Origin of the sequence: Brachybacterium sp. ACRRE, assembly GCF_022346485.1 — a bacterium.
GTDB lineage: Bacteria > Actinomycetota > Actinomycetes > Actinomycetales > Dermabacteraceae > Brachybacterium > Brachybacterium halotolerans.
In genome coordinates this window covers 12,290-38,907 of sequence record NZ_JAKRMO010000042.1, presented here as the reverse complement: position 1 = coordinate 38,907, position 26,618 = coordinate 12,290, and the positions used below count along the sequence as shown (strand labels likewise).

The following is a 26,618-nucleotide window of genomic DNA, read 5'->3' as shown; positions in this document are numbered from 1 at the left end:
GGACACGGTGGTCAGGACCTCCTGCGGGGTGGGGTGCGGTCGGGGATGCGGGGGTCAGCTGCTGTTCGGCCGGCGGTCGGGGCGTCCTGGGCTCGCGGGCCTCTCACGGCACGATGCCCTCGCGGCGCAGGCTGTGGAGGAGGGCGTGGCCGTCGGCCCCCTGGACCCACACCACGGGCGAGTCGGCGGGCAGGTCGGGGTGGCGCCGGGCGCGCAGGCCGCTGGAGAGCACCTGCTCGGGCTCGGTGAGCTCGCGGATCGCGACGGCGGCGACGTTCTCGGGGTGCGCGCGGGCGAAGGCCGCGTAGATCGCCGGGTCGTGCTGCCCGTCGTCCCCGATGAGCAGCCAGCGGGCGTGCGGGAACTGCTCGACGAGCGTCTCCAGGGTGCGCTCCTTGTGGGCGCGGCCGGAGCGGAAGAAGCCGGTGTTCGTAGGCCCCCAGTCGGTGAGCAGCAGCGGGCCGTCGGGGTAGCCGTTCTTGTAGAGGAAGCGCTGGAGCACGGGGAACACGTTCCAGGCGCCCGTCGAGAGGTACACGAACGGGGCGGAGGTGTGCGCGCGTGCGATCCGCTGGTAGAGCATCGCCATGCCGGCGACGGCGCGGCGGGAGGTCTGGGGGATGACGAAGGCGTTCCAGAAGGCGAGCAGCGGCCGCGGGAGCCAGGTGACCACCACGGTGTCGTCGATGTCGCTGACCACGCCGAAGGTCTCGTCGGGGGAGTGGACGTGGACCTCGGCGGTCACGGTGTTCTCGGTCGTGGTGGCGATGCGGGCGATGTGCACGCCGGGCGGCAGGTCTGCGTCGAGCTCGACGTCCACGAGGCCCGAGCGGTCCGAGCGCACCGCGTACTCGCGCCCGTCGAGGTGGATGCGCACGTCCTGGTGCGGGGCGACCTGCGAGATGAAACTGCGCCAGCCCCGCACGGCCATCGAGCGCATGTCCCACACGGGCTGGTCGTGGTAGTCGGCGGGGGCCGACGGCCGGGCCCACAGCACGCGCGCGATGATCCGCACGCGGCCGGGGGTGCCGAAGCCGGTGAACGGCTTGATCCGCAGCACCCAGCCCACGGTGTCGAGGACGCCGCTGACCACAGCGTTCTTGACGTTCTCGATCCGCGCCGACCAGTGCGGCTGCAGGCGCCCCTGCTGCGGGCCCGAGGGCTGAGGCGCGGGTGTCACACGCTGCGCGACATCTTGATCCAGGAGGAGCGGGGATCGTCCTCGACGACCTCCCAGCGGTCGCCCGTGTCGGTGAACCCGAGCGCCTCATAGGTCTTGCGGGCGCCGGTGTTCTCGGGGCCGACGTACAGGGTGACCGTGTCGGCGCCGTCCTCCGCGGCCCAGGAGCAGACGCTCTGGGCGAGCTTCTGGGCGATGCCGCCCTTGCGCGCCTCGGGCGTGACCCACATGGCCTGGAGCTCGCGCTCGTTCTCGGGCGAGTCCGCCTCGTGGCGGCTGGCGACCACGGCGACGGGCTGCTCGTTCTCGACGGCGAGGAACCAGGCGGCGGCCTCGATGCGCTCGCGCCAGGCGGTGTCGTCGTAGGTGCTCTCGTGCTCCCAGGTCTGGCCGAAGGCCTCGGGATCGGTGCTCAGCGAACGAAGCCGGATCTCGCGGACGAGCGACCAGTCGTCCTCGCGTGCACGGATGATGTCGACCATGGTCTCCTCCGGTTCGTGGGTCAGCGTCGGGACGAGCGGTCCCGCGCTCACCCGTCAGGCATCCTACCTGCGCGGGGTGCGAGAACTGGAAGAGTCTCGACCCCAGGATCTCTCCCACCTTGCCATATCTCCGGATGGCCGCGCAGGCGTCATCGTGCTGTCACAATGTCGATGTGGCTGATTTCCGTGTCCTGACCGTGTGCACGGGGAACATGTGTCGTTCCCCCGCAGCGGCCGTCATCCTGCGGCAGGGACTTCTCCAGGAGGGCCTGTCGGACCGCATCGACGTGGGATCGGCCGGCACCAGCTGGGACTCCGAGGGCATGCCGATGGACGAGCGCACCGTGAAGGCCCTGGTGAACGCGGGGTTCGAGGAGCCGTTCGATCACACGGCCCGCACAGTCCACCAGTCCGAGCTGGTCGGGTGGGACCTCGTGCTCGCGATGACCGCGGAGCACGCGGCGACGATGCGCCGCAAGGTCGATCAGATCCCCGAGGGCGAGCCGCGCCCGGACGTCCTGCTGTGGCGCCAGTTCGACCCCGTCGTCCCCGCGAACGCGCGCGAGGAGGACATGGCGGTGCCGGATCCCTGGTACGAGGGGCAGAAGGCCTTCGACCGCACGGTCCTGGGGATGATCCGCGCGATGCCCTCGCTCGTCCTGTACCTGCGGGTGCAGCTGGATGCCCTGGACAGTGCGAAGAAGCGCGCGGGCAACGGCGAACGACGGACGCCGACGCACCGCGCCTGACGCGTCCTGCGGATGGTCGGACGCGGGCAGATGCCCGGTTCGATGCGCTCGATCCGAGGGGCCGACGGCAGGTCGGCTCAGTGCCTGCGGTGGAACAGCTGACGCAGGCCGGCGCGGGCGCTGTGGGTGCCGCTGCGGCGGCTCAGCCACGAGGCGGTGGTGAAGCCCAGCGCGGTCAGGAAGCCGACGCCCAGGGTCGCGATGAACACCTGGCGGATGCGGTCCATGCCGCTCGCGTCCTCGCCGCCGATGGAGCTGAAGAGCTTCACCAGGGGACCGCCGCCGTCGTCCTGCGTGGTGACGGTGGTGGGGCCGCTCGAGGTGGTGTCGTCGTCATCCATGGTCGCGGCGGCCTGGGTGGCGTCGCTCTGCTGATCGGACACCGGCTGGTCGGAGGTCTCCTGCGGCGTGTCCGAGGTCTTCTTGTCCTCGTCCTTGGCCTTCTCGGACTTCTCGTCCTTCGTCGGCTTCTCCGACGTGTCCTTCTTCTCGGACTTCTCCGTGCTCTTCGACGACGAGTCGTCCGACGGCGCGCTCAGCTCGATCTCCTTCGAGCTGTCGCGCGTGCTCGTGGCGGGCGGGACCTCGGAGGTCGCGGATGCGCTGCGCGAGCCGCTCGAAGTCGAGGGCGACGTGCTCGTCGTCGACGGGGCGTCGCTCGTCGAGGACGAGCTCGGAGGCGTGTTCGAGTTGGAGGGAGGGTCATCGGTGGTCGGCGTTCCACTGCCGGACCCTCCGCCCATGCCACCGGTGGGCGAGCCATCGTCGGACGGTGGTGCGGGGGTCGACCCCTTCACCGTCAGCGTCGCCGAGTCCGTCTTCTCACTGGCCGCAGAACCTGACGTGGCGACGACCTTGTACGTGCCGGGGGGAGTTTCCTTGGTGGAGGTCTTCACCTTCGCAGTGAAAGTGCCTTCGTGCATCGTGGGCCTGACGGTCTTGACGACCTTGTTCGTCTCCGAGTCGAGAAGCTGAACGGTGACTTCCCGCTTCGAACCCTCCCCGGAGCCTTTCGCCCAGAAGTGTGATCCCGAGATGGTGGTCGATTTCCCCACGGGCACGCTCGAGGGAGTGAGGGTGAGGGCGGCGTCCTCATCGGGAACTGCCTCGGTCACCTCCAGCTCTGCCTCCGTGGTGGTCCCCTTGTCGTCAGTGGCGGCAGTGACCTTGTATTCGCCCGCCGGAGCGTCTTCGGGGACCTTGAGCCACGTCGATGCGGCACCATCCCCATCGGTCGCGGGTAGCTCCGCCGTGAACTCCTTGGTGGACTGTCCATCGGGACCCGTGGCTGTCACGGTGACACGGCTCGACTTGGGGAATCCGGTGATCGCTACATGTGTGCCCTTGCCTGCAGGCAAGGACTTCTCTCCCAGACTTAGCCCGGGGGTGTTCGCGCTCTCCGTCGCTGCCGGGGGCGTCTTGTCGCCTCCGTCCGACGACGGAGAACCCTTCAGCGTCGATGGACCCGACTGCGTCCCCGAGGAAGATGCCGTCTTGCCGCCTTGGGCGTCGGCCTTTCCATTGGATTCCGAGGCACTTGCATCTTGTGATTCGGTCGATGACTCTTCCGGAGACTCGGGCTCGGGAGGCGTCGCAGTCGGATCGTTGTTGTCGTCGCCGCCATCCGAGCCGCCACCATCGCTCACGGCATCGCTCTTGTCGGCCGTCACGATGGCCGAGTGCGTTCCTGTCAGCGGCGCTGCGACGGCAGGGGCCACTCCCACCCCGAGGGCGGCGAGTGCGACGACGGAGGCGGCGCGCAGATGGATGGCGCGGACAGGGCGCCGTGCATCGCGTGCACTGCGTGCGGGTGTCGTGCGTCGCATGCGCCTCCTCTCCTCGCGTCACTCTGTGCGGCTCGCCGGTCGACGATCCGTCTTCGGATGGGGTTCCCACGTGGTGTGGGTCATTGCTCTGCGGAACGATACATGGCGAGGGCGAAGTCCGGGGCTTGCGTCGTCTTTGCAGGTCAGCAATGTTCGTGCCAACCAGACGGGCGGATTGGGTGGGTATGTGCGGGGAAGCTCCGTGTGCCCTTTGCCGACTCGTTACTGTTCCTTGGCCAACTACCACCCTGCCTCTTTCCCGGCGATCGCGCAATGGCGGTGTGCACGAGCGCTCATCGCGGGGAACGTCCTGGGAAGCGCATCCGAGCACCGGGGGAACCCGGGGGAAGCAGGATGCGCGGGGGTCGTCGGCCCGGCAGGCGGAGGTCGGAAGTTGAAGACTCTACGGTAACCACAACCCGTCCCCGCGCGCACGCGCGCGGAAACCGTGCGCGAGCGGCCCCACACGCGCAGCGCCCGCCCCACGACGGCGGGACGGGCGCTGCCCGGTGCTCCGTCGGCCCGGAGTCAGTCCTCCAGGGCGGTGTCGACGACCTTCTTCGCGGCCTCCTGGACCTCGGCGAGGTGGTCCTCGCCGCGGAAGGACTCGGCGTAGATCTTGTACACGTCCTCCGTGCCCGAGGGGCGCGCGGCGAACCACGAGCTCTCGGTGGAGACCTTGAGGCCGCCGATCGCGGAGCCGTCGGGCGCGACCGTCATCTTGTCGGTGATGGTCTCGCCGGCGAGGTCGGTGGCGCTCACCGCGTCGGGCGTGAGGCTCTTGAGCTTCGCCTTCTGCTCGCGGTTCGCCGGGGCGTCGATGCGGGCGTAGGCGCTCGCGCCGAACTCCTTGACGAGCTCGCCGTGCAGCTGGCTCGGGGTCTTCCCGGTGACGGCGAGGATCTCCGAGGCCAGCAGCGCGAGGATGATGCCGTCCTTGTCGGTCGTCCATACGCTGCCGTCGCGGCGCAGGAACGAGGCGCCCGCGCTCTCCTCGCCGCCGAAGCCCACCGAGGAGTAGATGAGGCCGGGCACGAAGTACTTGAAGCCCACGGGCACCTCGAACAGGTCGCGTCCCAGCGACGTCGTCACCTTGTCGATGAGCGAGGAGGAGACGATGGTCTTGCCGACCTTCGCGGACGTCGGCCAGTTGGGCCGATGGGAGAAGAGGTAGCGGATCGCGACCGCGAGGTAGTGGTTGGGGTTCATCAGCCCGCCGTCGGGCGTGACGATGCCGTGACGATCGGAGTCCGCGTCGTTGCCGGTGGCGATGTCGTAGCGGTCCTTGACCTCGAGCAGCGAGGCCATCGCCCAGGGGCTCGAGCAGTCCATGCGGATCTTGCCGTCCCGATCCAGCGTCATGAACGACCACTGCGGGTCGACGTTCGGGTTCATGACGTCGAGGTTCAGGTCGTGCATCTCGGCGATCATCGCCCAGTAGTCCACCGAGGCGCCGCCCAGCGGGTCCGCACCGATGTGCACGCCCGCGCTGCGGATCGCATCGAGGTCCACCACGCTGGGCAGGTCGTCGATGTAGTTCTTGAGGTAGTCGTAGCGCTCGGCGCGGGCGTGGGCCTGCTGGCGCTCGATCCGGCGCACGCCGCTCAGGCCGCTCTTCAGCAGCTCGTTCGCGCGGTCGGCGATCCAGCCGGTCGCGTCCGAGCCCGCCGGTCCGCCGTGCGGCGGGTTGTACTTGAAGCCGCCGTCGCGCGGGGGGTTGTGGCTCGGGGTGACGACGATGCCGTCGGCCCGGGTCGCATCCTGACCGCCCTTGCCGCGGTTGTGCACGAGGATCGCGTGCGAGACCGCGGGCGTCGGCGTATAGGCGTCGCGCGAGTCGATGAGCACGGTGACGTCGTTGCCGCCGAGCACTTCGAGCGCGGTGTCGAAGGCCGGGGTCGACAGCGCATGCGTGTCCCGGCCGATGAACAGCGGGCCGCGGATCCCCTGCGCGGCCCGGTACTCCACGATCGCCTGCGTCGTCGCCGCGATGTGATCCTCGTTGAACGCCGTGTCCAGCGACGAGCCGCGATGGCCCGAGGTGCCGAAGACGACCGCCTGATCGGGATCGCTCGCATCCGGATGGAGGTCGTAGTACGCGTCCAACAGCTCCGCGACGTCGACAAGATCCTCCGGGCGGGCCTTCTGACCTGCTCGCTCATGCTGCGCCATGATCATCTCTCCCTCGATTGGTCCGATCGGCCCACTCTAGGAAGCGCGGCTGGGCGCCGCCGCCCGGGGCCCGGTGCGTGAGATGGGGCCTGTCCACGATCCCGGAAGGGTCCCGGACGGTGCCCAGGAGGAGCCGGGGTCAGCGCAGCAGGCGGTCCATCCGGCGGTCGCTCAGACGCCGACCGCCGGTCTGGCAGGTGGGGCAGTACTGAAGGGAGCGCTCGGCGAAGGAGACCTCCGCGATCCTCGTCCCGCACGTGGGGCAATCCTCCCCGGCCCTGCCGTGCACACGCAGCAGCGCCTTCTTCGCCCGCTTGATGCGGTCCAGCGGCAGGTCCCGCAGCCCCTCCGCGGCGCGCTCCAGCACCTCGCGCAGGGCTCGGTGCAGACGCGCGGCCGTCTCGCGGTCCAGGCCGTCGGCCGCGGCGAAGGGGGAGAGGCGCGCGGTGTGGAGGACCTCGTCGGACCAGGCGTTGCCGATGCCGGCCATCAGGGTCTGGTCGGTGAGGACTGTCTTCAGATGCGCGTGGGTGCCGGCGCAGACGCCTGTGAACGCGGCTTCGTCGAGCGCGTCGGCCTCCGGGCCCAGCCGGGCCAGCGTCTCCAGCTCCTCCGGGGCCGTGGTGGCCCACAGCGCGACGCCCTTGCGGGTGCCCTGCTCGGTGACGTCCAGGGCGGAGCCGTCGTCCCACACCATCCGCACGGCGAGCGGGCCCTTGCGCGGCCCCGGCGCACCCGCAGGAGCCTGCGTGTGGTGCCGCAGCCAGCCCGCGCGCGCCAGATGCATGACCAGCGCGGTCCCCTCGAGATCCAGTAGGAGATGCTTGCCGCGGCGGCTGACCCCGGTGAGCTCGCGGCCCGTGAGATCGGCCAGGGGAAGGTCCGCCGTCTTCAGCACGCTGATGGCGGCGACGTCCGCGCCGTGCAGACGACGCGAGGCGAGGAGTCGGTCGATCTGCGCGACGGCGGCGTCGAGCTCGGGCAGTTCCGGCATGCCTCCAGTATGAGGCGACGGGGTCGTGGGGGAGCGGGACTACGCGCGTTCGGAGGGGGCGGGCGCGTCGGACGCTCCTGTCCTGGCGGAGATCCGCCAGGGGCCCGTGCGCCCTCGGGCGAACAGTGCGACGCCGAGCATCATCACCACCAGGAAGGCGATGCCGACGAACCCGCCCTCCAGACCGAACCCGCCGCCCGTCAGCCACGACGGTCCCGCGATCGGCTGATGCATGAGGCCGTCCTGCAGGGCGAAGCCGCTGTCGGTGAAGCCGAGCGCGACGACCGCCGTGTTCCACAGCCAGCGCTGCCCGAACCCCCACCAGATGCGGCCCGTCCGCCAGCGCGCGAGACCCGTGAGCAGGTTCGTGATGATCGCGCCGGCCACCGGCAGCACGCCCGTGTGCGGCGCGAAGGCGTAGGCGCCCGCGACCGCCACCGCCGTGATCATCCAGGCACCCGAGCGCCCGATCAGCACGCCGAGCCCCGTCATCAGCAGCGCGCGGAACGCGATCTCCTCGAGCAGGAACAGCACCAGGAAATACACGGCGATCCCCGCGGCGGAGGCCCAGCCCCCGATCCACACGGGGCCGTCCACGAGGCCGGTGAGGTCCATGACCCCGATGAGCACCAGCACGAAGGGCAGGGAGAAGGCGCAGCCGGACAGGAACTCCCTCACGGCGCCGTGGCGCAGGGAGAGACCCAGAGAGGTCCGTCGGCGATGAGCGGCCACGGCCCCGATGATGCCGAGGACGATCGCGGGGATCAGCAGACAAGCGGTCCAGAGATCCTGAGTCGACATCATCGGTCTCATCTCCTCCGAGGTGCGGCGGCAGGACCGGGGCGACGGTGACGTCGAGCGCGGCCGATGCCGACCGCCCCCAGTATCGGGACCCGACACCGTCAGGACAAGGCATTGATGAACGCGGTGATGACCAAAGGGTTGGCGATGTTGATGAAGACCACGGTGATCACCGGCAGCACCACCCAGGCCTTCGGGGCGGGCCCATGGCGCTCGATGATCGACGCCATGTTCGCGATCGCGTTGGGCGTCTGCCCCAGCCCCACGCCGCAGTGACCCGCAGCCATGACGGCGGCCTCGTAGTCGCGGCCCATGGTGCGGAAGGTGACGACGTATGCCCAGGTCGCCATCACGGCGGTCTGCACCAGCAGGATGACGATCATCGGCAGCGCGAGACCGGCGAGCTCCCCGAGCCCCAGGGTCATCAGGGCGAGCGAGAGGAACAGGTTCAGGGACCCGTTGCTGATGACGTCGATCTCCGGGAGGTCGAGCTCGCGGCCGCGCAGATCCGCGAGGTTGCGGATGATGAGCCCGCCGAACAGGCAGCCCACGTAGTAGGGGAAGTCCAGCCCCGTCAGTGCGAGAAGTCCCGAGATGTAGGAGCCGAGCAGTCCCGCGACCAGCACGAGCACGGCGGCGAAGAGGACGCGCTTGCCGTCGAGCGGCCGCACCTCCTTCTTCTCCTCCTCCGAGGTCTTCGAGGTGTCGCCGGAGGCCAGCTGATGACGGCGGATCAGGCGCTTGGCGACGGGGCCGCCGATGAGGCTGCCCAGCAGCAGGCCGAAGGTCGCGGCCGCGATGCCCACGGTGGTGCCACCCGCGGCGCCGGCCTGCTCGAGGGTCGGACCGAAGGCCGCGCCGGAGCCGACGCCGCCCGAGAGGGCGATGGACCCCATCGCGACGCCGAGCAGGGGGTTGATGCCGAACAGCGCGGCAAGGCCCGCGCCGACGAAATTCTGGACGACGAGGAAGAGCACGGCGCCCACGGCGAGCACGGCCCCGGCGCGTCCGCTGGCCCGGATCACGCGGAAACTGCAGGTGAGCCCCGTGGCCGTGAAGAACACGTTCATGAAGAAGTCCTGCACCGTGGGCGTGAACTCCACGGAGAACAAGCCGGTGAGCTGGCCTGCCAGGACCAGCAGGCTGCACAGGATGCCGCCCACGACGGGGGCGGGGATGAAGTACGTCCGCAGCACGGTGACGTGGTTCTTGATCCACACGCCGATCGCGTAGACCAGCGCCGCGATGCCGACGGTCTGGAAGAGGTCGAAGGTGATGTGCATCAGCTGGACCTCCGGATCTCGCAGTCGGACTGCTCGAGCGCGGCGTACATCCAGGCCAGGTCGAGGTTCCCCTGCTCGCGGATCCCCGCGAGCATCCCCTCTTCCTTGGTGACGATCGCGGCGGCGGCCGCGGCGACCTCCTCGGCGCTCTCGGCGGGCACCGTGACGATGCCGGTGGCGTCGCCCAGGACGATGTCGCCGGGGTGGACGACGCGATCGCCGATCGCGACCGGGGCGTTCACGGTGCCGGGTCCGTGCTTGAACGGACCGTTCGGCGTGCAGGCCGCGGCGCGCACGGGGATGTCGAGGACCGCGAGCTCCTCGCGATCGCGGATGGCGCCGTCGATGACCAGGCCGCCGAGTCCGCGCGCCTGCGCGAGCTCGGCCATGATCTCGCCGCACAGCGCCCGCTCGGAGTGCGCCTTGCCGGCGACCACGAGCACGTCGCCCGGCTGTGCGTTGTCGATCGCGTAGTAGAGGAGCAGGTTGTCTCCGGGCTGCACGTCGACCGTGTAGGCCACGCCGAGGATCGGGGCGTCGTTCATGGGGGCGATACGGGAGGGGAGCGCGGCGGTGCGATGGGAGGCATCGCCCACCGCCGCGGCGGGCAGGCCGCGGAACCTCTCCAGGATGCTCGGATCGGGGCGTACCGGATCCTCGTGGATGACGAAACCGGGCTGGGACATGGTGCTCCTTCGGTAGGGGTGGGGTTCTGCGGTCGTGCGAAGCAGTGGGGCGCGCCGGACGCGGCGTGATGCGAGCGTGCGGCGGCCCGGGTGGGGTCAGGCGGGCGTGGTGCTCCCGGAGCGGCCCGCGCGGAGGTCGTCGCCGCTGCCGTCGGTGCCGTCGCCGCTCCCGCGGTCGTTCCCGCGGCCGCTCCCGTCGGGGGCGCTGATCAGCGGCGTGTCGCTGCGCACGAGCAGGAAGCCGACGATCCCCAGCACGGCGACGGCTGCGTCGAGCGTGATGACGGCCGTCCAGCCGAGGCGTTCGGCGAGGGCGGGGGCCACCGTCGGCACGATCGCCGCGGCGATGAAGCCCCACATGTTCATCCAGCTGCCGACGGTCGCGGTGAACTCCCGCCCGATGTCGGTGGCGATCGTCCAGGCCAGGGTCTGGGCGAAGCCTGCCCCGCCCAGCGCGATGCTCAGCCACAGCACGCCCAGCGGCACGCTCTGCGTCGTGGTGCTCAGCAGCAGGCACGAGGCGGCGACGACGAGGCCTGCGAGCGAGAGGACGTTGCGGGCGAGGAACCTGCTGCCCGTGGCGCGCAGGATGCGGTCGCTCGCGGTGCCCGCCACCAGCACGCTGACCACGATCACGACGAACGACGCGCTCGTGTAGGTGCCGACGTGGGCGAACGGGACGCCGAGGCCCTTCTCGAGGTAGTAGGGCAGCCAGTAGATGAAGAACTGCACCACCCACAGGGTCCCGAAGAACGCCAGGGCGAGCGCCCAGAACGAGCGCGAGCGCAGGAAGACCCCCCACGGTGCGCGCTGCGGCGCGGGCCGCCGCTCCCGTCCTTCGAGGATGACCGCCTGCTCGGACGCGCCCACCGCGCGGTGCTGCGTGGGATGGTCCCGTGCCAGCAGCACCCAGATCACGGTGATCGCGGCGCCGAGCAGGAAGCAGACCAGGAACCCTCCGCGCCAGCCGATCACGCCGATCATCGGCACCAGGAGGATCGCGCCGACGGCCGGGCCCAGGAAACCGCCGGCGTTCATCATGGCGTTCGCCCGGCCGCGCTCCTGCGCGGGGAACCAGTTGGCGAAGAAGCTGTTGGCCGACGGGAACACGGGCGCCTCCGCGGCGCCGAACAGAGCGCGCACCGCGAGCAGCATGGTCAGCGAGTTCGCGAGCCCCGTGAGCCCGGTGAACAGCGACCAGCCCAGCAGCGCGATCGCCATCGCCCAGCGCGGGCCGACGCGGCGGATCAGCATCCCGCTCGGGATCTGCAGGGCGAAGTAGCCGATGTTGAAGACGGTGGTCGCGAGGCCGAACTGCACCGGGGTGATGTCGAGCTCGTCCATGAGCGGGCTCGCCGAGACCGAGAAGGCGATGCGGTCGAGGTAGGCGACGAAGCAGATGACGAGCACGAAGATCCCGAAGGACCAGCGCACATGGCCTGCGGAGCTGCGGCTCATGACCGGACTGCGCTCTGGAGCGAGTGGTAGGCGAACCGCTCGCGGGCGTCGGCGAGGGTGCTTCCCTCGAGGACTGTGCGCGCGATCGCCTGCTCGGTGCTCTCGATGCGCTCGGCGAGCTCGAGGACCTCGTCGATCCGCGCGGCGGGAATGCAGAGGGCACCGTCGGCGTCGGCCATCACGAAGTCGCCGGGGGCGACCTCCGCCTCGCCGATGCGCAGGGTCCCCTGGGTCTCGGCGATGCGCACGCGGTCCTTGCCCGTGCGCATGTAGACCGAGGCGGACCACAGGGGGTAGCCGGCCTCGCGGGAGGCGGCGAGGTCGCGGCAGGTCCCGTCGATGACTGTGCCGGCGATCCCCCGCGAGGCGGCCGTGCGGCTCATGATCCCGCCCCAGACGGTGCAGTCCGACCGGCCCTGGTTGTCGATCACGACGATCTGGCCCGGCTCGACGTCGTCGAGGAAGTCGCCGACGGTGCCTCCGGTGCTGTCGACCGGTTCGTAGCGGACGGTGAAGGCGCGGCCGGCGACGGCGCGGCCGGGCTCGTTCCGGGTCGCGATCCCCGGCATCTGCCCGGCGATCCCGAGTGAGTCGAGGGCGTCGGAGACGGCGGCGGTGGGCAGAGCGCGCAGCCGCTCCTCGGGGGTGGTGGATCGTGCGGGGCTGTTCTCCATCGACGAGCCCCTCCTTCCGACATCGGTGTCGAGGTGAGGTGAACTCAGTCATCATGTTTCGTGAATTCGACGCCTGTCGAATACCGATTCGTGATACCTGTATCTGCACGTGGCATCGGTCCAGGCGGGACGGAGCTCCCGTGCCGTGACGCCGATCGATCGCCGATGCAGATGACGTCGGGCAGTCCGCCCACTGCGCGCTGGGAGGCAGAGATGGAGACACGACAGCTGTACGCGGTGCTCGCCGTCGCGGACGCCGGGAGCGTCACCCGGGCGGCCCTGACCCTCCGGCTCGTCCAGCCGGCGGTGACGCGTCAGATCAAGCAGCTCGAGGCGGAGCTGGGCGTCGAGCTGTTCGAGCGCACGCGCAGCGGGATGCGACCGACCGCGGCCGGGGAGAAGCTCGTGGTGCACGCGCGGCGGGCCGTCGCCGAGCTGGAGCGCGCCCGCGCCGCCGTGGCGTCCGGGCCGGACGTCCTGCGCGGACCGGTGACGATCGGGCTGCTCGACAGCGTGACGGACCTCCTGGCGGCGCCGCTCGTGGACATCCTGCGTCGGGAGCACCCCCACCTGGAGCTCCGCATCGTCTCGGAGTTCGCCGGTCAGTTGCGTCAGCTCCTCTACGACGGGGAGCTCGACGCGGCGATCCTGTTCGGTGTCGACGAGCCCACGGCATTCGTCTCGAGGCCGGTGGCGCGGGAGCAGATGTGGGCCGCGGCCGCGTCGGGAGAGGGCCTCGAGGACGGCTCTCCCGTGCCGTTCAGCGAGGTTGCCCGCCATCCGCTCCTGCTGCCGCTGCGCGGCAACGCGATCCGGTCGATGGTGGATCAGGCGGCCGCGCAGGCGGGTGTCGAGCCGGAGATCGTGGTCGAGGCTGACCGCTCACGAGTGCTCACCGGCCTGGCCGCAGCCGGGCACGGATGGACGATCCTGCCCGCCGTCTGCCTGGTGGACGACGACGCCCGCGAGCATCTGGCCGTCGCGCCGATCGCCGATGAGGAGATGGCCCGCACCCTGGTCCTCGCCCGTCCGCGCACGGCGCGCGAGAACCGGGTGGGCGCTGTGGTCGTCGAGGCCATGGAGCGGGTCATGCGCGACGCCGCGACCGACGGGCGCTGGGCCGGCGTGACATGGAGTGCGCCGAGCCAGGGATGACCGGGCACGGCCCTCACGGACGCGCGGGCGAGCAGCTCGCGACGACGCGAGACAGGGTCAGCCGCGGGGGCTTCCAGAGGGCCGTGTGCGGGAGACGTGCACCGTCCCGCGCGGACCGCGCAGGCCGACGACGAGGACGGCGCCCGCCAGCACGTGCATCGCCAGCAGCGCCAGCAGGATCGGCCCCGAAGCGCCCATCACCACCGGTCCGAGCAGGGACAGCGCGAGCACCACGACCGCGATGATCGTCCAGATCAGGGGCCCGCGGGGCGAGGGCTCGAAGGCGATGCGCAGAACCCAGGCGAGGATCCCGGGCACGAGCACCGCGGGGATGATCGCGCCGGGGCTGATGGACCAACCGCCCGCGTGCAGGTCGAGCCCGGCGATCGGGGTCGCGACCACCCACACCAGGATCGCCGCGAGCACCGCGAGCACGAGCGCGGCGATCGCCCGGGAGGCGCGCGGAGTGTCGATGGGGCCGCGGCGCGGTCCGGTCGACTGGGAAGTCTCTCGCGAGGCTGTGTCGCGGGAGGACGGGCTAGGGCTGTCGGCATCGGTGCGAGAGGCACCGGAGCGGGACGCGTTATGCCGGGACGCCGTGCGCTTGGCCGTCTGGGGTCGGGAGTCGGTGGACGCGGGCGACTCATGAGGTTCGCGAGACTCGCCGGAGTCACCGGAGCCCTGCGTCGCGCTCTCGGCCGGGCGGGGTGCGCCAGGCCAGGACGAGCGTGGCCGGGGCTCGACCGGCGGGATCCCTCCGGGCCAGGCCGCTTCGGCCTCAGGCGTGTTCGCGTCCGCCGTCGCGGGCTGGGCAGGTTCCGCGTCGGCCGTCCCGGCCTGAGGCAGGTTCGCGTCAGGCGCGTCAGGCGCCTCGGGCTCGGGCGAGGTGGGCTGGGAGGACGGCATGCGCATCACGCCCGACGCGAGCGCACCATCAGCACGATCCCCACGATCGTGAGGACCAGGCCGATCAGTCCGATGAACAGGCCCAGCACGATGCCGCCGAAGAACGGCACCACGAAGCCCCACACGTTGATCGGGCCCACGTACATCGCGTCGGCCGAGCTGGTGCCGGTGCAGGAGACGGTCACGGTCGTGTCCGAGGTCGCGAGGATCCCCGAGCGCTGCTCGTAGGAGGTGCCGTTGGGGAAGGTGACGGACTGCCCGCCGCCGGTGTCCGTCTGCACCGAGGAGTCCCCGGGGCTCGAGGACGTGCACTCGGCGGTCCCCGAGTCCTCGCTCGGCACGTACACGAGGATCATGTCGAACTCGTCCAGCGGGACCTCGGCCTTGCCGTCGGAGATGGCGTTGCCGTCCGCGTCGATCGCCGAAACCACGTTCCGCACGCTGATGATCGGGCCGATGATCGCCAGGGCGAGCGCGACGACGATGAGCACGATGCCCAGGATCAGCGGGAGCTTCCCGCGCCGGCGCGTCGGCGCGGCCGCTCCCGCGGGGCCCGTCGGCCCGCCGGATCCCGCAGGCCCGTATGCCGGCCCCGCCGGGCCGGTCGGTCCTGCCGGGCCGCCGCCGGGTCCCGCCTGGTTCCCCGCGGGGCCCGTCGGGCCGCCGGCGGAGCCGCGCTGACCCTTCGGAGGGAGCACGTAGCCCGTCGGACCGGACGGGGCCGAGGAGCCCGCCGAGCCGTTCGCGCCGGTGTTCGGCGCTCCGTCGGACGCGCCGACGTTCGGGCCGGCAGGCGACGTGCCGCCGGTCGTGCCCGCGGACGGCGCGCCGGGCGCCGACTGGCCGTACGTCGGGCGGCCCCGGTCGGCCGAGGGGCCGTCGGACGCGTTCGTGCCCGGTCCGGGCAGGCCGTAGCTGGGGCGAGGTCGTGCGGCGGGGCGCTCGTCGGGCGAGGGCATCAGACCTCCTGTGAGGCGACGTCGGGTCGGGACAGGATAACGAGACGTCCCGAACGTCCGCAGAGTGCGCGCGGGGACGCGGAGCCTCAGGTGAGGCGGTGCACCAGCAGCGTGCACATCGCACCGAGCCCCAGGCACGCGATCGGGGTCGCGACCCAGATCCCCAGGATGCCGCCGAACAGCTTCCAGCGGATCTGGCGCGGTCCCAGGGCGAGGCCGGAGCCGACGACGCTCGAGGTCAGCGACTGCGAGGTCGAGAAGGAGGTGCCGGTGCCGCTCGCGCCCACGAGCACCACGATCGCGGCGACCGTCTCGGCGGCGAAGCCCTGGACCGTGGCCAGGTTCGTCAGACGGCGCGCGAGCGTGCGGATGATGCGGTGCCCGCCCACGAGCGTTCCGAGCGCGAGCGCGAGCGAGACGGCGACCATCGCGGACACCGCGGCGGGGGTGTCCGCCATGTCGATGCCCTGGTAGGAGGCCGCGAGCACGATCAGCGCCATCGAGATCCGCGAGTCCGAGAAGCCGTGCGCGGTGGCGACGGCGCCGGCGGAGAGGGTCTGCAGGAACTGCAGGGTCCCGATGCTGATGCGGTCCTCCGCCCCCAGGCGGCGGATCCCGCGGGCGAGCGCGTAGGAGGCGATGCCGCTGACCACCGGCGCGACCACGAGCGGCAGCACGATCAGCGCGAGCGCCGCGAGCCAGGGCACGGGAAGTCCCATCGCGAGGGCCGCGCCGGCGGCCGCGCCGAGCATCGCCTGCCAGGTCGAGGAGGGGATCCCGAGCGCCCACGTGAGAACCGACCAGCAGATCACCGCGAGCGCCACGCCCACGAGCATCGGCGGCACGAGTGGATCGCCGTGCACGTCGGCGTGGGTGAGGGATTCCAGGCCCGCGAGGTCCAGCGCCCACCGGGCGCCGGTCAGCGACATGCCGAGCCCCAGCAGGGAGCCGAGCAGGTTGAGGATCGCGGCGAGGATCAGGGCCGCGCGCTCGGACATGGCACGCGTGGCGATGGTGGTGGAGACCGCGTTCGAGGCGTCGTGCAGGCCGTTCACGTAGGCCATGACCAGGGCCAGGCACACCGCCGCGACGAAGAAGGGGGACACCATCGGCGGGCCTACGGTGCCTTGACGCGCAGCAGGTCCGCCGTGCGCCCCAGCTCGTCCAGCAGCCGCAGGCTCGCCTCGACGCTCTCGACCTGGTCGCGCTCGCGCAGCAGGTCCGCCGCGGCGCCGCCGCGGGCGTAGACCTCGGTGCGGGCGCGCAGGGCCAGGCCGTCGCCGTGGCGGCGCAGGCGCCGCATCTCCTGGGCGTACCCCTCGAGCTCCTTGACCGCCTGCAGCTTCCAGACCGCCTCGACCGTCAGCTCGCAGCCGCGCTCGATGAGCTGCGCGGCCTCCAGCAGCACGTCGGGCACGGCCGTGGCGCCGCGCGCCGCCGAGAGCTCCGCCGTGCGCTCGAGGGAGTACATGAGGTCCGACATGGTCAGCGCGAGGTCGTGGAGGGCGTCGGCCTCGAAGGGGGTGATCAGCGAGTCCGCCAGACGGTTCGCGATCCGGTGCGAGAGCTGCGAGGAATCGCTCGCCAGCTCGTGCAGGCGAGGGGCGCTGCGGGCCCGATCGCGCGGGGACTGGCCGAGGGTGCGCGAGTGGATCTCCGCCCCGGCGACGAGCACCTGCGCGAGATCGTTGAAGAGGTCGTGCAGGGAGCTCTCGAAGCGACGGGAGAACAAGCGGAACGCCACGACGTCTCCTCGCAAGGACGGGTCGGCACGGTTACTCGGCACGGACGGGGGTCGGCACGAATGCGGGCAGTGCGGGCGAGCTGGGCTGACGCCCGAGGGCGCCATCCATGGGGCGACGACGCCGCCCGCAGAAGGAGGGGCGCGCCGGACCGGGTGCGCCTGACGGCGCGAAGGCCGCTCGAAGCGGCGAATGTTGGAGCCCGGGGCAACCGCGGCCCGACGCGCGTCCCATCGTAGGACATCCGCAACCCGCGACGCATCACGGGCCGCGGGGATGTGGGGATCGAGACGGACGGGGCGTCTCCGGGAATGCGGCCGACGTCGGGCGGGGCCGCAGTCGGCGTCAGCTCAGGGTGCCGGCCTCCGCCATGCGTGCGGCCTCGGTGAGCTCCTCGCCGGTGGAGAGCAGACGGGACGCCTGCGTGGTCATCGCGTGCTGCTGCTCGGACGTCTGCTCGCGGTCGGCCAGGTGCGCGGTGCCGTGGGCGCACAGCACCGCGACGGCCCCGGCGCGGCCCAGGGCGATCGGCAGGTCGCCCGTGAAGGCGCCGCGCAGGATCTCGTCGAGCGTCGCGCGGACCTGGTCGATGTCCGGCGGCTCCGCGACGCCCGCGAGGTAGCGCAGGCCGGGGATCGTGTGCGAGCCCTCGCGGTAGCGGCGCACCACGTCATGGGCGTTGCGCTGCGCCCACGTGTGCAGCACGTACAGGCGCCACAGCGCCCCGGGCAGGGTCTCCGCCGGGGAGCCCGACCACAGCGAGGCGAGATCGTCCAGTCCCTCGGTCTCCACCAGGTGCAGCACCCGCTCGACGACCGCCGGGTCGGTGCTGCGGTACACCCCGTCCAGCAGCGCGCGGGCGCTCTCATGGCCCAGGTCCGTCGCGAGCTGCGGATCGGGCGCGCCCGGGATCTCCTCCGCGCGCGCCGCGAACAGGGGAGCGGGTCGGCGGAAGCGGGGTGAGGGCGTCGAAGACATGCATCCAGGGTAGGCCCGGGCGTCGGCCGCGACGCCGCCGTCGCCTACGCTGTCGCCCATGGAAGCGGTGATGATGACGCTCGGGTCGGGCTGGGTGAGCGGCCTGCGCCCGTACCTCATGGTGTTCCTGCTGGGGATGAGCGGACGGTTCCTGGGCGTCGACGACATCCCGCAGGTCCTGCAGCGCTCCGACGTGCTGGTCATCACCGCCGTGCTGCTGCTCGTGGACTTCGCGGCCGACAAGATCGCCTTCCTCGACTCGTTCTGGGACGTCGTCCACACCGTGGTGCGGCCCGTCGCGGGCGGCGCCATCGGCTACCTGCTCGGCGGGGAGACCGACACGACCCACGCGATCGTGCTCGCGATCATCGGCGTCCTCGCCTCCCTCGGCGCCCACGGCGCGAAGGCCGCGACCCGCGCGGTCGTGAACACCTCGCCCGAGCCCGTCTCGAACGTCGCCGTCTCCGGCACCGAGGATGTGGCCGCCCTCGTGGTCGGCGCGCTCTCGATCGCCCTGCCCGTCGTCGCCGGCGTGATCGCCGTGATCGCGCTGCTCGCGGGCGGGTACCTCATCTACCGTGCGCTGCGGATCTGGTCGCGGGTGCGCGCTCGCCGACGGGCCCGGGAGGCCGCGGCACCGGGCGTCGGCTGAAGGCGCGGCCCACCCCGTGAACGCAGCACAGCCCGTGCGCAGAGTGCCATTCCCCCTTCTCGACCAGCGCCCCGCCGTGCTGGACGGAGTCCTCCTCGACTTCCATTGGGACCTCGAGCGTCTTCACTCCCTGGTGCTGCCCGAGCGGGACGTGGAGACTGCGAGTCTTCTCTGGCACCTGGGTCTGCCGTTCTGGTCCGCGGGAGGCAGCCCCTTCCGCGCCTCACCTTTCGACGTCGCCTCCGAGCCGAGCGCGCACCCGGAGCAATGGGAGCGGACGATGTCGGCCGATCTGGGATACCCACTGGAGACCTACGAACGGGACGACGGGTGTCTCGTCATCCTCGACGGCGTGCTTCGGCTCTTGAAGGCGAGGATCGAAGGCCGGCCAGTGCTCCGTGCTCGTGTCCTGGCAGTCGAGGACTTCGACGCCATCGCAGTCATCGACGCTGACGGCGGCAACTGAACCCCTGCGCGGTTCGCTGAGGTCGCTCGCGCTGCTCTGCTAGGACGATGGAGCCTCGAGTACGCTCCGCACGGACGTGTCAGTCGACCACCAGGTCGAGCACCTCTGCGCCGGGCAGGCTCGCGAGCTCCGACCCGGGCACCAGCAGCTTCGCGCCGCGGGTGCCGCCGCCGATGACCACCAGGGGCGCTGCGGCGACGCGCTCGTCGACGAGGATCGGCCAGCTCTCGGGCAGGCCGACGGGCGTGATCCCGCCCGAGGTCATCCCGGTCGCCTCCTCGACCTCGCTCTGATCGGCGAAGCTGATCTTGCGCGCATCGAGGTGCTTGCGCACGCGCTTGTTGACGTCGGCCCGATCTGTCGCGAGCACCATGACTGCGGCGTGTGTGCGCGCCTCGCCGCGTCGGCCCAGCACGACCACGCAGTTCGCCGATGCCTCGAGCGGGACCTCGTAGCGTTCGCAGAACTCTGCGGTGTCGGCCAGGCCGGGGTCGATCTCGGTGACTTCCGCGCTCGGTGCGTGGCCCGCGCGAAGTGCTGCCGCGACCGGTGGGGCCAGGAGCGCGAGTGGGGCGTCGACCGAAGCCCCCGCGTCCGACGACTCGAGGGCCGGTGTCCAGTCCAGGTTCCCGCGCGCGCTGCGTCCGTCCCCGCTGCTCATCGCCCGCGGCTCTCCCCGCGCTCCCAGAGATCGGCGATCGCGGGCTCGACCTCGGTGAGCGCGATCGGCGAGGCGGAGAGCACGCCGTCCTCGGTGAAGGGCAGGTGACCCGCCTGCCAGGAGCCGTCGTCCTCGACATGCACCATGAGCGGCGTCGTCGAGTCCGGATCGGAGATGTCGGTGCGGCGCAGGCTGACGGTGTGCCCGGCGCCCCGGCGCAGGAACGTCGTGGCGACCCGGGCCACGGCCTTCGGCACGTCGCCCGCCGAGCGCCCGTCGGCCCCGCTCAGCGACGTGACCTGGAAGGAGTCCAGGTCATCCTGCGTGAGCATGAGGACGCTGCTGCCGGCCTTCACGACGAAGGCCGCGCGCATGCCCGCGTCCTGCGCGAGGGCGATCCCGAGCCAGCGGTCGGCCGTGGTGAGGGTGGTCGCCACGAGCTCGCCCTGCGGCCCCAGCACCCACTCGCCGCCGCGGCGCACGAGCATGCCGCGGGCCCGCAGGCCCGCGTTGACCGCCGCCGTCACGTGCTCGGTCGCCGGCCCGGACCCCGGCACGCCCGGGATGCCGAGCTGGTCGCGCGTGATCTCCGACGACCTCGTGTCGCTCAGAGTGAGCATGTCGTCGATCTCGTAGGCGGTGAAGATCGTCGGCGCGGTCGGGGTCTCCGTGGCCGAGTCGGCCTGCTGGTCCTGGGTCATGGGGTCGAGCATGGCAGAGAACCCTGGAGCGGTCTCGATGTTCGCTGGGTCGACGCCGGGAAACGGCTCCCCGTCGGCCGGGAGGAGGGGCCGACGGGGCCGACGGCTCAGACGAGCCCGTGGCGCTCGAGCAGGAAGCGCGCGTCGCGGTCGCGGCCGCGGAAGGCCCGGTAGGCCTCGGGCAGATCGCGCGAGCCGCCGATCGAGAGGATGCCGGCGGCGAAGCGCCGGCCCGCCTCGCGCGGGGAGATCCCCTCGGCCAGCTGCTCCTCGTACCAGGCGACGGCGTCGGCGTCGTACGCCTCGGCCCACAGGTAGGAGTAGTAGCCGGAGGCGTACCCGCCGGAGAAGGTGTGCTGGAAGTAGCCGGTGCGGTAGCGCGGGGCGATCAGAGGATGCGCGAGCCCCGCGTTCTCCAGCTGCGCGGCCTCGAAGGCATGCGGGTCGCCGATGTGCGTGTCCTCGCTCAGTCGGTGCCAGCGCCAGTCCAGGGTCACCGCGGCCACGTGCTCGAGGGTGCGGAAGCCGGCGTTCCACTGCTCGGCCGCGCGGACCTTCTCGAGCAGCTCCGCCGGGACCACCTCGCCGGTCTCGACGTGCAGGGCGTAGTGCTCGACGATGCCCTCACGCAGCGCCCACATCTCGTTGACCTGGCTGGGGAACTCGACGACGTCGCGGGCGACGGCCGTGCCGGCCACGAACGAGTTCTCCACGTCCGAGAGCAGCGCGTGCAGGGCGTGCCCGAACTCGTGGAACATCGTGCCGACCTCGTCGAGGGTCACGAACGCGGGCCGGCCCTCGCCGGGGCGGGACACGTTCATCGTGTTCATGACGATCGGCAGCGTGCCGTCGTGGCGCGACTGGTCCACGAGCGTGTTCATCCAGGCGCCGCCGCGCTTGGTGGGCCGGGTGAAGTAGTCGCCGATGAACAGGCCGACGGCGGAGCCGTCCTCCCTGGTCACCTCCCAGATCCGGGCGAGCGGGTGCGGGGGAGTGAGGTCCTCGCGACGGGCGAAGGACAGCCCGTAGACGTCGTGCGCGGCGCGGAACACGCCGTCCTCGAGGACCCGGTCCAGCACGAAATAGGGCTGCAGCTCGGCCTGGTCGACCGCGAACTCCTCGGCGCGGATCAGCTCCGAGTAGAAGGACCAGTCCCAGGGGGCGAGCTCGTCGATGCCGTCGCGCGCGGCCCGCGCGGCCAGGCGCTCCGCCTCGCGGTCGGCGTTGCGCACCGCGGGCCCGGCGATCTGCGCGAGGAAGTCCTCGACGGCCGACGGGGTCTTCGCGGTGCGGTCGGCGACCGCGAGCTCGGCGAAGTCCGCGAAGCCCAGCAGGTGGGCCTTCTCCGCACGCAGGCGGGCGATCTTCTTCGCGAGGTCCCACGTCTCGGTGCCGCGCTCGATCGACGCGGTGTACAGGCGCTCGCGGACCGTGCGGTCGGTGAGAGAGGCCAGCAGCGGCTGCATCGTGGGCAGGATCAGCGTGAGCAGCCAGCCCTCTTTCCCGGCGTCCTCGGCCGCGAGGCGCGCGGCCTCCTTCTGGGAGTCGTCGAGGCCCGCGAGCTCCGCCTCATCGGTCACGAGCACGGCCGCGTCGTGGAGGTCGGCCTTCGTCTGCTGGGTGAAGCGGGTCTGCAGGGACGAGAGCTCCTGGTTGACCTCGCCCAGCCGGGCCTTCTGCGCCGGATCCAGCTGGGCGCCGCGCAGCTCGAAGCGCAGACGCGTGCGCTCCAGGACGTGCCGCTCCTCGGGGCTCAGATCGAGGGCGTCGGCGTCGCGCTCGAGCGCCTCGACCCGCGCGAAGATCCGCCCGTCCAGCCACACCGAGTCCTCGAGGGCCGTCAGCTCCGGCATGATCTCCGCCTCGATGGCCTGCAGCTCCTCGGTGCCGTCGGTCCCCAGCAGGTGGAAGAGCACCGGCAGCGCGCGCTGCAGCAGGGGCGAGCCCTCCTCGAGCGGACGGATCACGGTGTCGAACGTCGGCGGCTCCTCGTCGGCCGCGACCTGCGCGATCATCGCCTTCTGCTCGGCGATGCCCGCGCGCAGCGCCGGCAGGAAGTGCGCGGGACGGATCGCCGCGAAGTCCGGCAGATCGTAGGGCAGCGTCGAGGGCTCGGCGAAGGGGTTGCCGGTGAGGTCGGTGGCGGCGGTCTCGGTGGCGGCGGTGACGTCGGCGTCGGGTGTGGAAGGCATGGTGACCAGCCTATGTGCGCCGTGCGCCTACCGTGGGCGGATGCGAACAGTCATGGGATGGGAGCACCTGCACGCGCCGGACCTCAGCGGCCGGCTGATCGTGCTCACGGGCGGCAGCGACGGGCTGTGCAGGGAGGCGGCGCTGCAGCTCGCCCGCTGGGGCGCCGATCTGGTGCTGCCGGTGCGGACGACGGCCAAGGGCGAGGTGGTGCGCGGGCGCATCGCGCGGGAGACGGGCCGGGAGGACGCCGTCCGCCTCGTCCGCCTCGACCTCGCGTCGATGGCATCGGTGCGCGAGGGCGCCTCCGCGATCGCCGAGGCCGTCGGCGACCGGGGCATCGACGTGCTCGTGCACGGCGCCGGCACGGTCACCCGTCGACGCGAGGAGACGGCCGACGGGATCGAGCGCGCGCTCGCCGTCAACGCCCTCGCTCCCCGGCTCCTCACCACGCTGCTGCGGCCGCTGGTGCGCGACCGGATCGTGCTCGTCGGCTCCCACGCCCACAAGGCCGGCCGCATCGACCTGACGGACATGGACTTCGCGCGCGGCCGCTGGAGCATCTCCGCCTCCTACGGGCGCTCGAAGCTGACGGCGATGCTGTGGGCGCTCGACCTCGCCGAGTCCCTGCGCGGAACAGGCGTGGACCTGCAGATCGCGCATCCCGGGTGGGTGCTGACGAACATCCAGAACGCGACCGGCTCCGCCGCACTGGACGCCGTGGTCACCGAGGTCACCCGGCCGATCGCGATGCCCGCCGCCCGCGGCGCCGAGTCCGTCCTCTTCGCCGCCACCCAGCCCCTCCCACCCGGCTCCTACATCGGCCCCGACGGGCCGATGGGCAACCGCGGGCGGCCGACCCTGCTGCGCCGCTCGGACGCTGCGAACGACCACGCGCTGGCTCGGCGGGTGACGGAGTGGGCGGACCGCAGGATCGCGGCGACCTGACGGAGGCGGTCGGAGGAGCGCAGCGCGTTCCGTACCCTGTGGACATGGACAGCGGGGGAGAGTCGACGTCCGGCGCGGCGGACGCACCGGGCGCGGCACGCACGTCCGCGGACCGCGTGCCGCCGAGCGCCCCCTGCTCCGCGACCGCCGGCGAGGTGTACGAGCACCTCGTGCGCTACGGTCCGCACGCCCGCACCGACCTCGCGCGGCTGCTCGGGCTCTCGGGACCGACCCTCACCCGGGTCACCCGCGAGCTGCTGGAGAGCGGCCTGCTGCGTGAGCTGCCGCCGCAGATGCAGACCAAGGGGCGGCCGCAGCAGCCCCTCGACGTCGACGAGGACCACGCGGTCTTCATCGGCGTGAAGATCACTGCCCAGAGCGTCTACGCCGCCGTCGTCACCGTGCGCGGCACGGCGCTCGAGGAGGTCAGCCGGGATCTCGAGGACGTCGAGCCGGCCACGATCATCGCGACCGCCCTCGAGCTGTGCGAACCGCTGCTCGCCGCCCACCCGCGCGTGGCCGGGATCGGCGTGGGCATCGGCGCGCAGGTCGACGACGACGGCGCCGTCGCCTCCTCCGCCATGCTCGGCTGGAGCGAGCCGGTCCACCTGCGCGCCGAGCTCGAAGGGCGCCTGGGCCTGCCGGTGACGGTCAGCAACGACTTCCATGCCCTGCTCGAGGGGCACGCCTGGTTCGGCATCGGCCGACGCCACCGCTCCTTCGCCGTCATCACCATCGGCGCGGGCGTGGGCGTGGGCAGCGTCGAGGACGCCGAGGTGCACCGCGGCCGCACCCACCTCGCCGGGCTCACCGGCACCCTGCCCACCATCACCCGCGACGGCCGCGGCGTGCTGCTGCGCCAGGTCGCGAGCACCGCGCACATCCTCGACGCGGCGCGGGAGCGCGGCGTCGCCGGGGTGTCGGAGGCGGACGGTGGGGTCGGCGTCGGCGCCGGCGGTGCCGGCGGGGCTGGCGGTGGTGGCGGTGCCGGCGGGGCTGCCGGAGCATCGGAGGCGCACGGTCTCGAGGCCCTCGTGCATGCGGCCCGCGCCGGCGATCCGGCCGCCCTCGAGGTCGCGGCTGACGTCGCCCACGCGGTCGCGGTCGCAGGCGCGGGCCTCGTCGGCGTGCTCGACCCGGACGCCCTGATCCTGGGCGGCGAGGCCGTGGACCTCCTGCGCGTGGGCGACGAGTTCGACGTCGCCCTGCGCGCCCACCTCGCCCGCGTCCAGCGCGACGTGCTCGTGCGCTTCCTCCCCGCCGACTTCGACGACTGGACTCGCGGCGCCGCCGTGATCGCCCTGCGCCGGTTCATCGGCGGGGACGGGCAGGGGTGAGCTCGGGGACGGTCCAGGCCATGCCCACAGCGGGCGGAGAGTCGCCAGGGCGACGCGGGCACCAGTGCCCACGCGAGGCAAGAGGCGCCCGCGAGAGGTGAGAAGACGTCGTTAAACCGCTCTTTTGACGACGACTTCTCACCTCTCGATGCGTCCAGCGCGGAATCGAGGGTCCGCGCGCGCCCCGCGCCCGCGACCCGCGGGGCCGCTCCGCCCCAATCCCTCACTCGAACAGCGCGTTGACCTTGTCGTTGTAGGCGGTGAAGGAGTCTGCCTCGGTCTTGCGCATCCAGAGGTCGTCGAAGGCCGGCTGCATGATCGACATGATCCGGGCGGCGTGCTCGACCAGGGGATAGAGCCCGGTCTCGCCCTTCTTCACGCGGTCGGTGTAGGGGGAGACGTCCAGGCCCTTGTCCTCGTAGGCCTTCACGGCGGCGGCGGTGCCGGCGTCGGAGGCGGGGAAGACGATGGCCCGCGAGCCGATGATCTCCTGGGCGTCGTCGGAGCCCAGGAACGCGACCAGCCGCGCGGCCTCCTCCTTGTGCTCCGACTGCGAGGAGATCGAGTCGCCCAGGCCGTTGAACATCGACATCGGATGCCCGATCGGCCCGGACGGCAGGGGAGCGATGCCCAGGTCCACGCCCTCGAGGCCCGCGTAGGTGCCGATCATCCAGGAGCCGGCGAGGGCGACGGCCGCCTTGCCGCCCTGGATCTGGGTCTCGGCGGGGCTGGAGTCGCCGAACAGGCCGAACGGCGCCAGCAGGCCCTTGTCCACGAGCCCGAAGTACCAGTCCATGGTCGCTTGGAAGTCGGGGTCGTCGTAGTTGAAGCGGGTGCCCCAGGTCTTCTCGTCGGTGAAAGTCCATCCGGTGGAGAAGGCGAAGGGCGACCAGGTGGTCTGACCCGTGTAGTCGGTGGCTGGGTCGGCCGCGAGGGCGTACCGGGCGACGCTCTTGGGGTCGAAGCCCTCCTCGTCGCCGCGCTTCCCGGTGGTGTCCTTCGCGAGGCGCATGAGCATCTTCTCGAAGCTCCCGCCGTCCTGCGGGTTCCAGTCCAGGCCCTCGAGGTCGTCGGCGGAGAGGCCCGCCTCCTTCAGCGTCTTCGCGTCGTACATCAGCGCGATCGTGTCGTAGTCCTTGGGCAGGCCGTAGCGCTTGCCGTCCTGCCCGGTCCACAACTCCTGCAGGCCCGGCTGGTACTGGTCGTCGGGGATCTCGGCGATCGGGGCGAAGTCGTCAAGCGGCACGATCACGTCGAGCGAGAGGAACTCCGGATACCGGCCCAGATGGTCGGTGAAGACGTCGGGCCCGGCACCGGCGACGAAGCTCGCTGTGAGCTTGGTCCAGTAGTCGTCCCAGCCCATCTGGGTGATGCGCACGTCGAGGTCGGGATTGCGCTCCATGAAGAGGTCGATCGCGCGGGAGTAGCCGGGCAGCTGGTTGGCGTCCCACAGCCAGTAGTCCAGGCGCGTCGTGCCGCTCGCGGAGGCGCTGCCCGAGCAGCCGGCGAGGGTGCCGGTCGCGGCCGCGGCGCCGAGCACGGCGGTGCCGCCGAGCAGGGTCCGACGGCTGAGCGCGCGGACGGGGGAATGGGGAGTCGTGCGTGTCATGGGTGCGTC

Annotated in this window: 25 protein-coding genes; 6 read left to right on the top strand and 19 right to left on the bottom strand. The window is 71.8% G+C overall.

Features of this window, described 5'->3' with window-relative positions:
• Positions 1 to 103: 103 nt before the first annotated feature.
• Entirely contained in the window at positions 104 to 1,180 is a 1,077-nt protein-coding gene (locus tag MHY49_RS12700; RefSeq protein WP_239204618.1) for a phosphatase domain-containing protein, read from the bottom strand.
• On the bottom strand, positions 1,177 to 1,713 hold the full coding sequence (locus tag MHY49_RS12695) for a GNAT family N-acetyltransferase (protein WP_228359349.1): 537 nt from the start codon (positions 1,711 to 1,713) through the stop codon (positions 1,177 to 1,179). Before MHY49_RS12695 ends, MHY49_RS12700 begins: the two co-directional genes overlap by 4 nt.
• A gap of 122 nt (positions 1,714 to 1,835) precedes the next feature.
• Between MHY49_RS12695 and MHY49_RS12690 the strand changes: the two genes are divergently transcribed.
• On the top strand, positions 1,836 to 2,411 hold the full coding sequence (locus tag MHY49_RS12690) for a protein tyrosine phosphatase (protein ID WP_239204616.1): 576 nt from the start codon (positions 1,836 to 1,838) through the stop codon (positions 2,409 to 2,411).
• A 77-nt stretch (positions 2,412 to 2,488) separates the two neighbouring features.
• On the opposite strand, the gene MHY49_RS12685 is transcribed toward MHY49_RS12690, so the two are convergent.
• The 8 genes from MHY49_RS12685 to MHY49_RS12650 form a co-directional block, all read right to left on the bottom strand.
• The gene (locus MHY49_RS12685) at positions 2,489 to 4,237 is read right to left on the bottom strand and encodes a hypothetical protein (protein ID WP_239204614.1); all 1,749 of its coding nucleotides are present in this window, start codon (positions 4,235 to 4,237) and stop codon (positions 2,489 to 2,491) included.
• 528 nt (positions 4,238 to 4,765) lie between these two features.
• Positions 4,766 to 6,409 (bottom strand): phosphoglucomutase (alpha-D-glucose-1,6-bisphosphate-dependent), encoded by a 1,644-nt coding sequence (gene pgm, locus MHY49_RS12680; RefSeq protein ID WP_239204612.1) that lies wholly within the window; start codon positions 6,407 to 6,409, stop codon positions 4,766 to 4,768.
• Positions 6,410 to 6,548: 139 nt separating this feature from the next.
• Positions 6,549 to 7,403, bottom strand: coding sequence for a DNA-formamidopyrimidine glycosylase family protein (locus tag MHY49_RS12675; RefSeq protein ID WP_239204610.1), 855 nt, complete (start codon positions 7,401 to 7,403; stop codon positions 6,549 to 6,551).
• A gap of 39 nt (positions 7,404 to 7,442) precedes the next feature.
• Positions 7,443 to 8,207 (bottom strand): CPBP family intramembrane glutamic endopeptidase, encoded by a 765-nt coding sequence (locus MHY49_RS12670; RefSeq protein WP_239204608.1) that lies wholly within the window; start codon positions 8,205 to 8,207, stop codon positions 7,443 to 7,445.
• Between the two features lie 98 nt (positions 8,208 to 8,305).
• Positions 8,306 to 9,487, bottom strand: coding sequence for a sodium/glutamate symporter (gene gltS / locus MHY49_RS12665; RefSeq protein WP_239204606.1), 1,182 nt, complete (start codon positions 9,485 to 9,487; stop codon positions 8,306 to 8,308).
• Positions 9,487 to 10,173 carry a methyltransferase gene (locus tag MHY49_RS12660; RefSeq protein ID WP_239204604.1) on the bottom strand — a complete coding sequence of 229 codons (687 nt, stop codon included), beginning with the start codon at positions 10,171 to 10,173 and terminating at the stop codon, positions 9,487 to 9,489. Before MHY49_RS12660 ends, gltS begins: the two co-directional genes overlap by 1 nt.
• 96 nt (positions 10,174 to 10,269) lie before the next feature.
• Positions 10,270 to 11,631 (bottom strand): MFS transporter, encoded by a 1,362-nt coding sequence (locus MHY49_RS12655; protein ID WP_239204602.1) that lies wholly within the window; start codon positions 11,629 to 11,631, stop codon positions 10,270 to 10,272.
• The gene (locus MHY49_RS12650) at positions 11,628 to 12,305 is read right to left on the bottom strand and encodes an RraA family protein (protein WP_239204600.1); all 678 of its coding nucleotides are present in this window, start codon (positions 12,303 to 12,305) and stop codon (positions 11,628 to 11,630) included. Before MHY49_RS12650 ends, MHY49_RS12655 begins: the two co-directional genes overlap by 4 nt.
• Before the next feature lie 213 nt (positions 12,306 to 12,518).
• Between MHY49_RS12650 and MHY49_RS12645 the strand changes: the two genes are divergently transcribed.
• The gene (locus MHY49_RS12645) at positions 12,519 to 13,460 is read left to right on the top strand and encodes a LysR family transcriptional regulator (protein ID WP_239204598.1); all 942 of its coding nucleotides are present in this window, start codon (positions 12,519 to 12,521) and stop codon (positions 13,458 to 13,460) included.
• 57 nt (positions 13,461 to 13,517) lie between these two features.
• Here MHY49_RS12645 and MHY49_RS19110 read toward each other — a convergent pair whose 3' ends face one another.
• The 5 genes from MHY49_RS19110 to MHY49_RS12620 form a co-directional block, all read right to left on the bottom strand.
• Positions 13,518 to 14,366 (bottom strand): DUF6069 family protein, encoded by an 849-nt coding sequence (locus MHY49_RS19110; protein WP_255719920.1) that lies wholly within the window; start codon positions 14,364 to 14,366, stop codon positions 13,518 to 13,520.
• A gap of 5 nt (positions 14,367 to 14,371) precedes the next feature.
• Positions 14,372 to 15,325, bottom strand: a complete 954-nt coding sequence (locus MHY49_RS19200) for a hypothetical protein (protein ID WP_304502679.1) — start codon at positions 15,323 to 15,325, stop codon at positions 14,372 to 14,374.
• Positions 15,326 to 15,411: 86 nt separating this feature from the next.
• Positions 15,412 to 16,434: an inorganic phosphate transporter gene (locus tag MHY49_RS12630; RefSeq protein WP_239204594.1), complete on the bottom strand. Its 1,023-nt coding sequence runs from the start codon at positions 16,432 to 16,434 to the stop codon at positions 15,412 to 15,414.
• An 8-nt stretch (positions 16,435 to 16,442) separates the two neighbouring features.
• Positions 16,443 to 17,069: a DUF47 domain-containing protein gene (locus tag MHY49_RS12625; protein WP_200501450.1), complete on the bottom strand. Its 627-nt coding sequence runs from the start codon at positions 17,067 to 17,069 to the stop codon at positions 16,443 to 16,445.
• A gap of 343 nt (positions 17,070 to 17,412) precedes the next feature.
• The gene (locus MHY49_RS12620) at positions 17,413 to 18,045 is read right to left on the bottom strand and encodes a hypothetical protein (protein WP_228359340.1); all 633 of its coding nucleotides are present in this window, start codon (positions 18,043 to 18,045) and stop codon (positions 17,413 to 17,415) included.
• A gap of 58 nt (positions 18,046 to 18,103) precedes the next feature.
• Between MHY49_RS12620 and MHY49_RS12615 the strand changes: the two genes are divergently transcribed.
• Both MHY49_RS12615 and MHY49_RS12610 read left to right on the top strand, forming a co-directional pair.
• On the top strand, positions 18,104 to 18,697 hold the full coding sequence (locus MHY49_RS12615) for a DUF4126 domain-containing protein (protein ID WP_239204592.1): 594 nt from the start codon (positions 18,104 to 18,106) through the stop codon (positions 18,695 to 18,697).
• A gap of 16 nt (positions 18,698 to 18,713) precedes the next feature.
• Complete coding sequence (locus MHY49_RS12610; protein ID WP_239204590.1) at positions 18,714 to 19,163, top strand: hypothetical protein; 450 nt, start codon at positions 18,714 to 18,716, stop codon at positions 19,161 to 19,163.
• A 79-nt stretch (positions 19,164 to 19,242) separates the two neighbouring features.
• Here MHY49_RS12610 and MHY49_RS12605 read toward each other — a convergent pair whose 3' ends face one another.
• The 3 genes from MHY49_RS12605 to MHY49_RS12595 all read right to left on the bottom strand — a co-directional run bounded on the left by MHY49_RS12605 (position 19,243) and on the right by MHY49_RS12595 (position 22,717).
• Positions 19,243 to 19,824 (bottom strand): YbaK/EbsC family protein, encoded by a 582-nt coding sequence (locus MHY49_RS12605; protein WP_239204588.1) that lies wholly within the window; start codon positions 19,822 to 19,824, stop codon positions 19,243 to 19,245.
• On the bottom strand, positions 19,821 to 20,525 hold the full coding sequence (locus MHY49_RS12600; RefSeq protein WP_239204586.1) for a hypothetical protein: 705 nt from the start codon (positions 20,523 to 20,525) through the stop codon (positions 19,821 to 19,823). Before MHY49_RS12600 ends, MHY49_RS12605 begins: the two co-directional genes overlap by 4 nt.
• Before the next feature lie 107 nt (positions 20,526 to 20,632).
• The gene (locus tag MHY49_RS12595) at positions 20,633 to 22,717 is read right to left on the bottom strand and encodes a M3 family metallopeptidase (protein ID WP_239204584.1); all 2,085 of its coding nucleotides are present in this window, start codon (positions 22,715 to 22,717) and stop codon (positions 20,633 to 20,635) included.
• A gap of 40 nt (positions 22,718 to 22,757) precedes the next feature.
• Between MHY49_RS12595 and MHY49_RS12590 the strand changes: the two genes are divergently transcribed.
• Both MHY49_RS12590 and MHY49_RS12585 read left to right on the top strand, forming a co-directional pair.
• The gene (locus tag MHY49_RS12590; protein WP_239204582.1) at positions 22,758 to 23,663 is read left to right on the top strand and encodes an SDR family NAD(P)-dependent oxidoreductase; all 906 of its coding nucleotides are present in this window, start codon (positions 22,758 to 22,760) and stop codon (positions 23,661 to 23,663) included.
• Between the two features lie 44 nt (positions 23,664 to 23,707).
• Positions 23,708 to 25,000, top strand: coding sequence for an ROK family transcriptional regulator (locus tag MHY49_RS12585; protein ID WP_239204580.1), 1,293 nt, complete (start codon positions 23,708 to 23,710; stop codon positions 24,998 to 25,000).
• 223 nt (positions 25,001 to 25,223) lie between these two features.
• Here MHY49_RS12585 and MHY49_RS12580 read toward each other — a convergent pair whose 3' ends face one another.
• Complete coding sequence (locus tag MHY49_RS12580) at positions 25,224 to 26,609, bottom strand: sugar ABC transporter substrate-binding protein (RefSeq protein ID WP_239204578.1); 1,386 nt, start codon at positions 26,607 to 26,609, stop codon at positions 25,224 to 25,226.
• Positions 26,610 to 26,618 lie beyond the last annotated feature (9 nt).

Bases quoted from the DNA above. Each gene is read 5' to 3' on its own strand.
- MHY49_RS12685 (WP_239204614.1), bottom strand. From the start codon at position 4,237: ATGCGACGCACGACACCCGCACGCAGTGCACGCGATGCACGGCGCCCT.
- pgm (WP_239204612.1), bottom strand. From the start codon at position 6,409: ATGGCGCAGCATGAGCGAGCAGGTCAGAAGGCCCGCCCGGAGGATCTT.
- MHY49_RS12675 (WP_239204610.1), bottom strand. From the start codon at position 7,403: ATGCCGGAACTGCCCGAGCTCGACGCCGCCGTCGCGCAGATCGACCGA.
- MHY49_RS12670 (WP_239204608.1), bottom strand. From the start codon at position 8,207: ATGATGTCGACTCAGGATCTCTGGACCGCTTGTCTGCTGATCCCCGCG.
- gltS (WP_239204606.1), bottom strand. From the start codon at position 9,487: ATGCACATCACCTTCGACCTCTTCCAGACCGTCGGCATCGCGGCGCTG.
- MHY49_RS12660 (WP_239204604.1), bottom strand. From the start codon at position 10,173: ATGTCCCAGCCCGGTTTCGTCATCCACGAGGATCCGGTACGCCCCGAT.
- MHY49_RS12655 (WP_239204602.1), bottom strand. From the start codon at position 11,631: ATGAGCCGCAGCTCCGCAGGCCATGTGCGCTGGTCCTTCGGGATCTTC.
- MHY49_RS12650 (WP_239204600.1), bottom strand. From the start codon at position 12,305: ATGGAGAACAGCCCCGCACGATCCACCACCCCCGAGGAGCGGCTGCGC.
- MHY49_RS12645 (WP_239204598.1), top strand. From the start codon at position 12,519: ATGGAGACACGACAGCTGTACGCGGTGCTCGCCGTCGCGGACGCCGGG.
- MHY49_RS19110 (WP_255719920.1), bottom strand. From the start codon at position 14,366: ATGCCGTCCTCCCAGCCCACCTCGCCCGAGCCCGAGGCGCCTGACGCG.
- MHY49_RS19200 (WP_304502679.1), bottom strand. From the start codon at position 15,325: ATGCCCTCGCCCGACGAGCGCCCCGCCGCACGACCTCGCCCCAGCTAC.
- MHY49_RS12630 (WP_239204594.1), bottom strand. From the start codon at position 16,434: ATGGTGTCCCCCTTCTTCGTCGCGGCGGTGTGCCTGGCCCTGGTCATG.
- MHY49_RS12620 (WP_228359340.1), bottom strand. From the start codon at position 18,045: ATGTCTTCGACGCCCTCACCCCGCTTCCGCCGACCCGCTCCCCTGTTC.
- MHY49_RS12615 (WP_239204592.1), top strand. From the start codon at position 18,104: ATGGAAGCGGTGATGATGACGCTCGGGTCGGGCTGGGTGAGCGGCCTG.
- MHY49_RS12605 (WP_239204588.1), bottom strand. From the start codon at position 19,824: ATGAGCAGCGGGGACGGACGCAGCGCGCGCGGGAACCTGGACTGGACA.
- MHY49_RS12600 (WP_239204586.1), bottom strand. From the start codon at position 20,525: ATGACCCAGGACCAGCAGGCCGACTCGGCCACGGAGACCCCGACCGCG.
- MHY49_RS12595 (WP_239204584.1), bottom strand. From the start codon at position 22,717: ATGCCTTCCACACCCGACGCCGACGTCACCGCCGCCACCGAGACCGCC.
- MHY49_RS12590 (WP_239204582.1), top strand. From the start codon at position 22,758: ATGCGAACAGTCATGGGATGGGAGCACCTGCACGCGCCGGACCTCAGC.
- MHY49_RS12585 (WP_239204580.1), top strand. From the start codon at position 23,708: ATGGACAGCGGGGGAGAGTCGACGTCCGGCGCGGCGGACGCACCGGGC.
- MHY49_RS12580 (WP_239204578.1), bottom strand. From the start codon at position 26,609: ATGACACGCACGACTCCCCATTCCCCCGTCCGCGCGCTCAGCCGTCGG.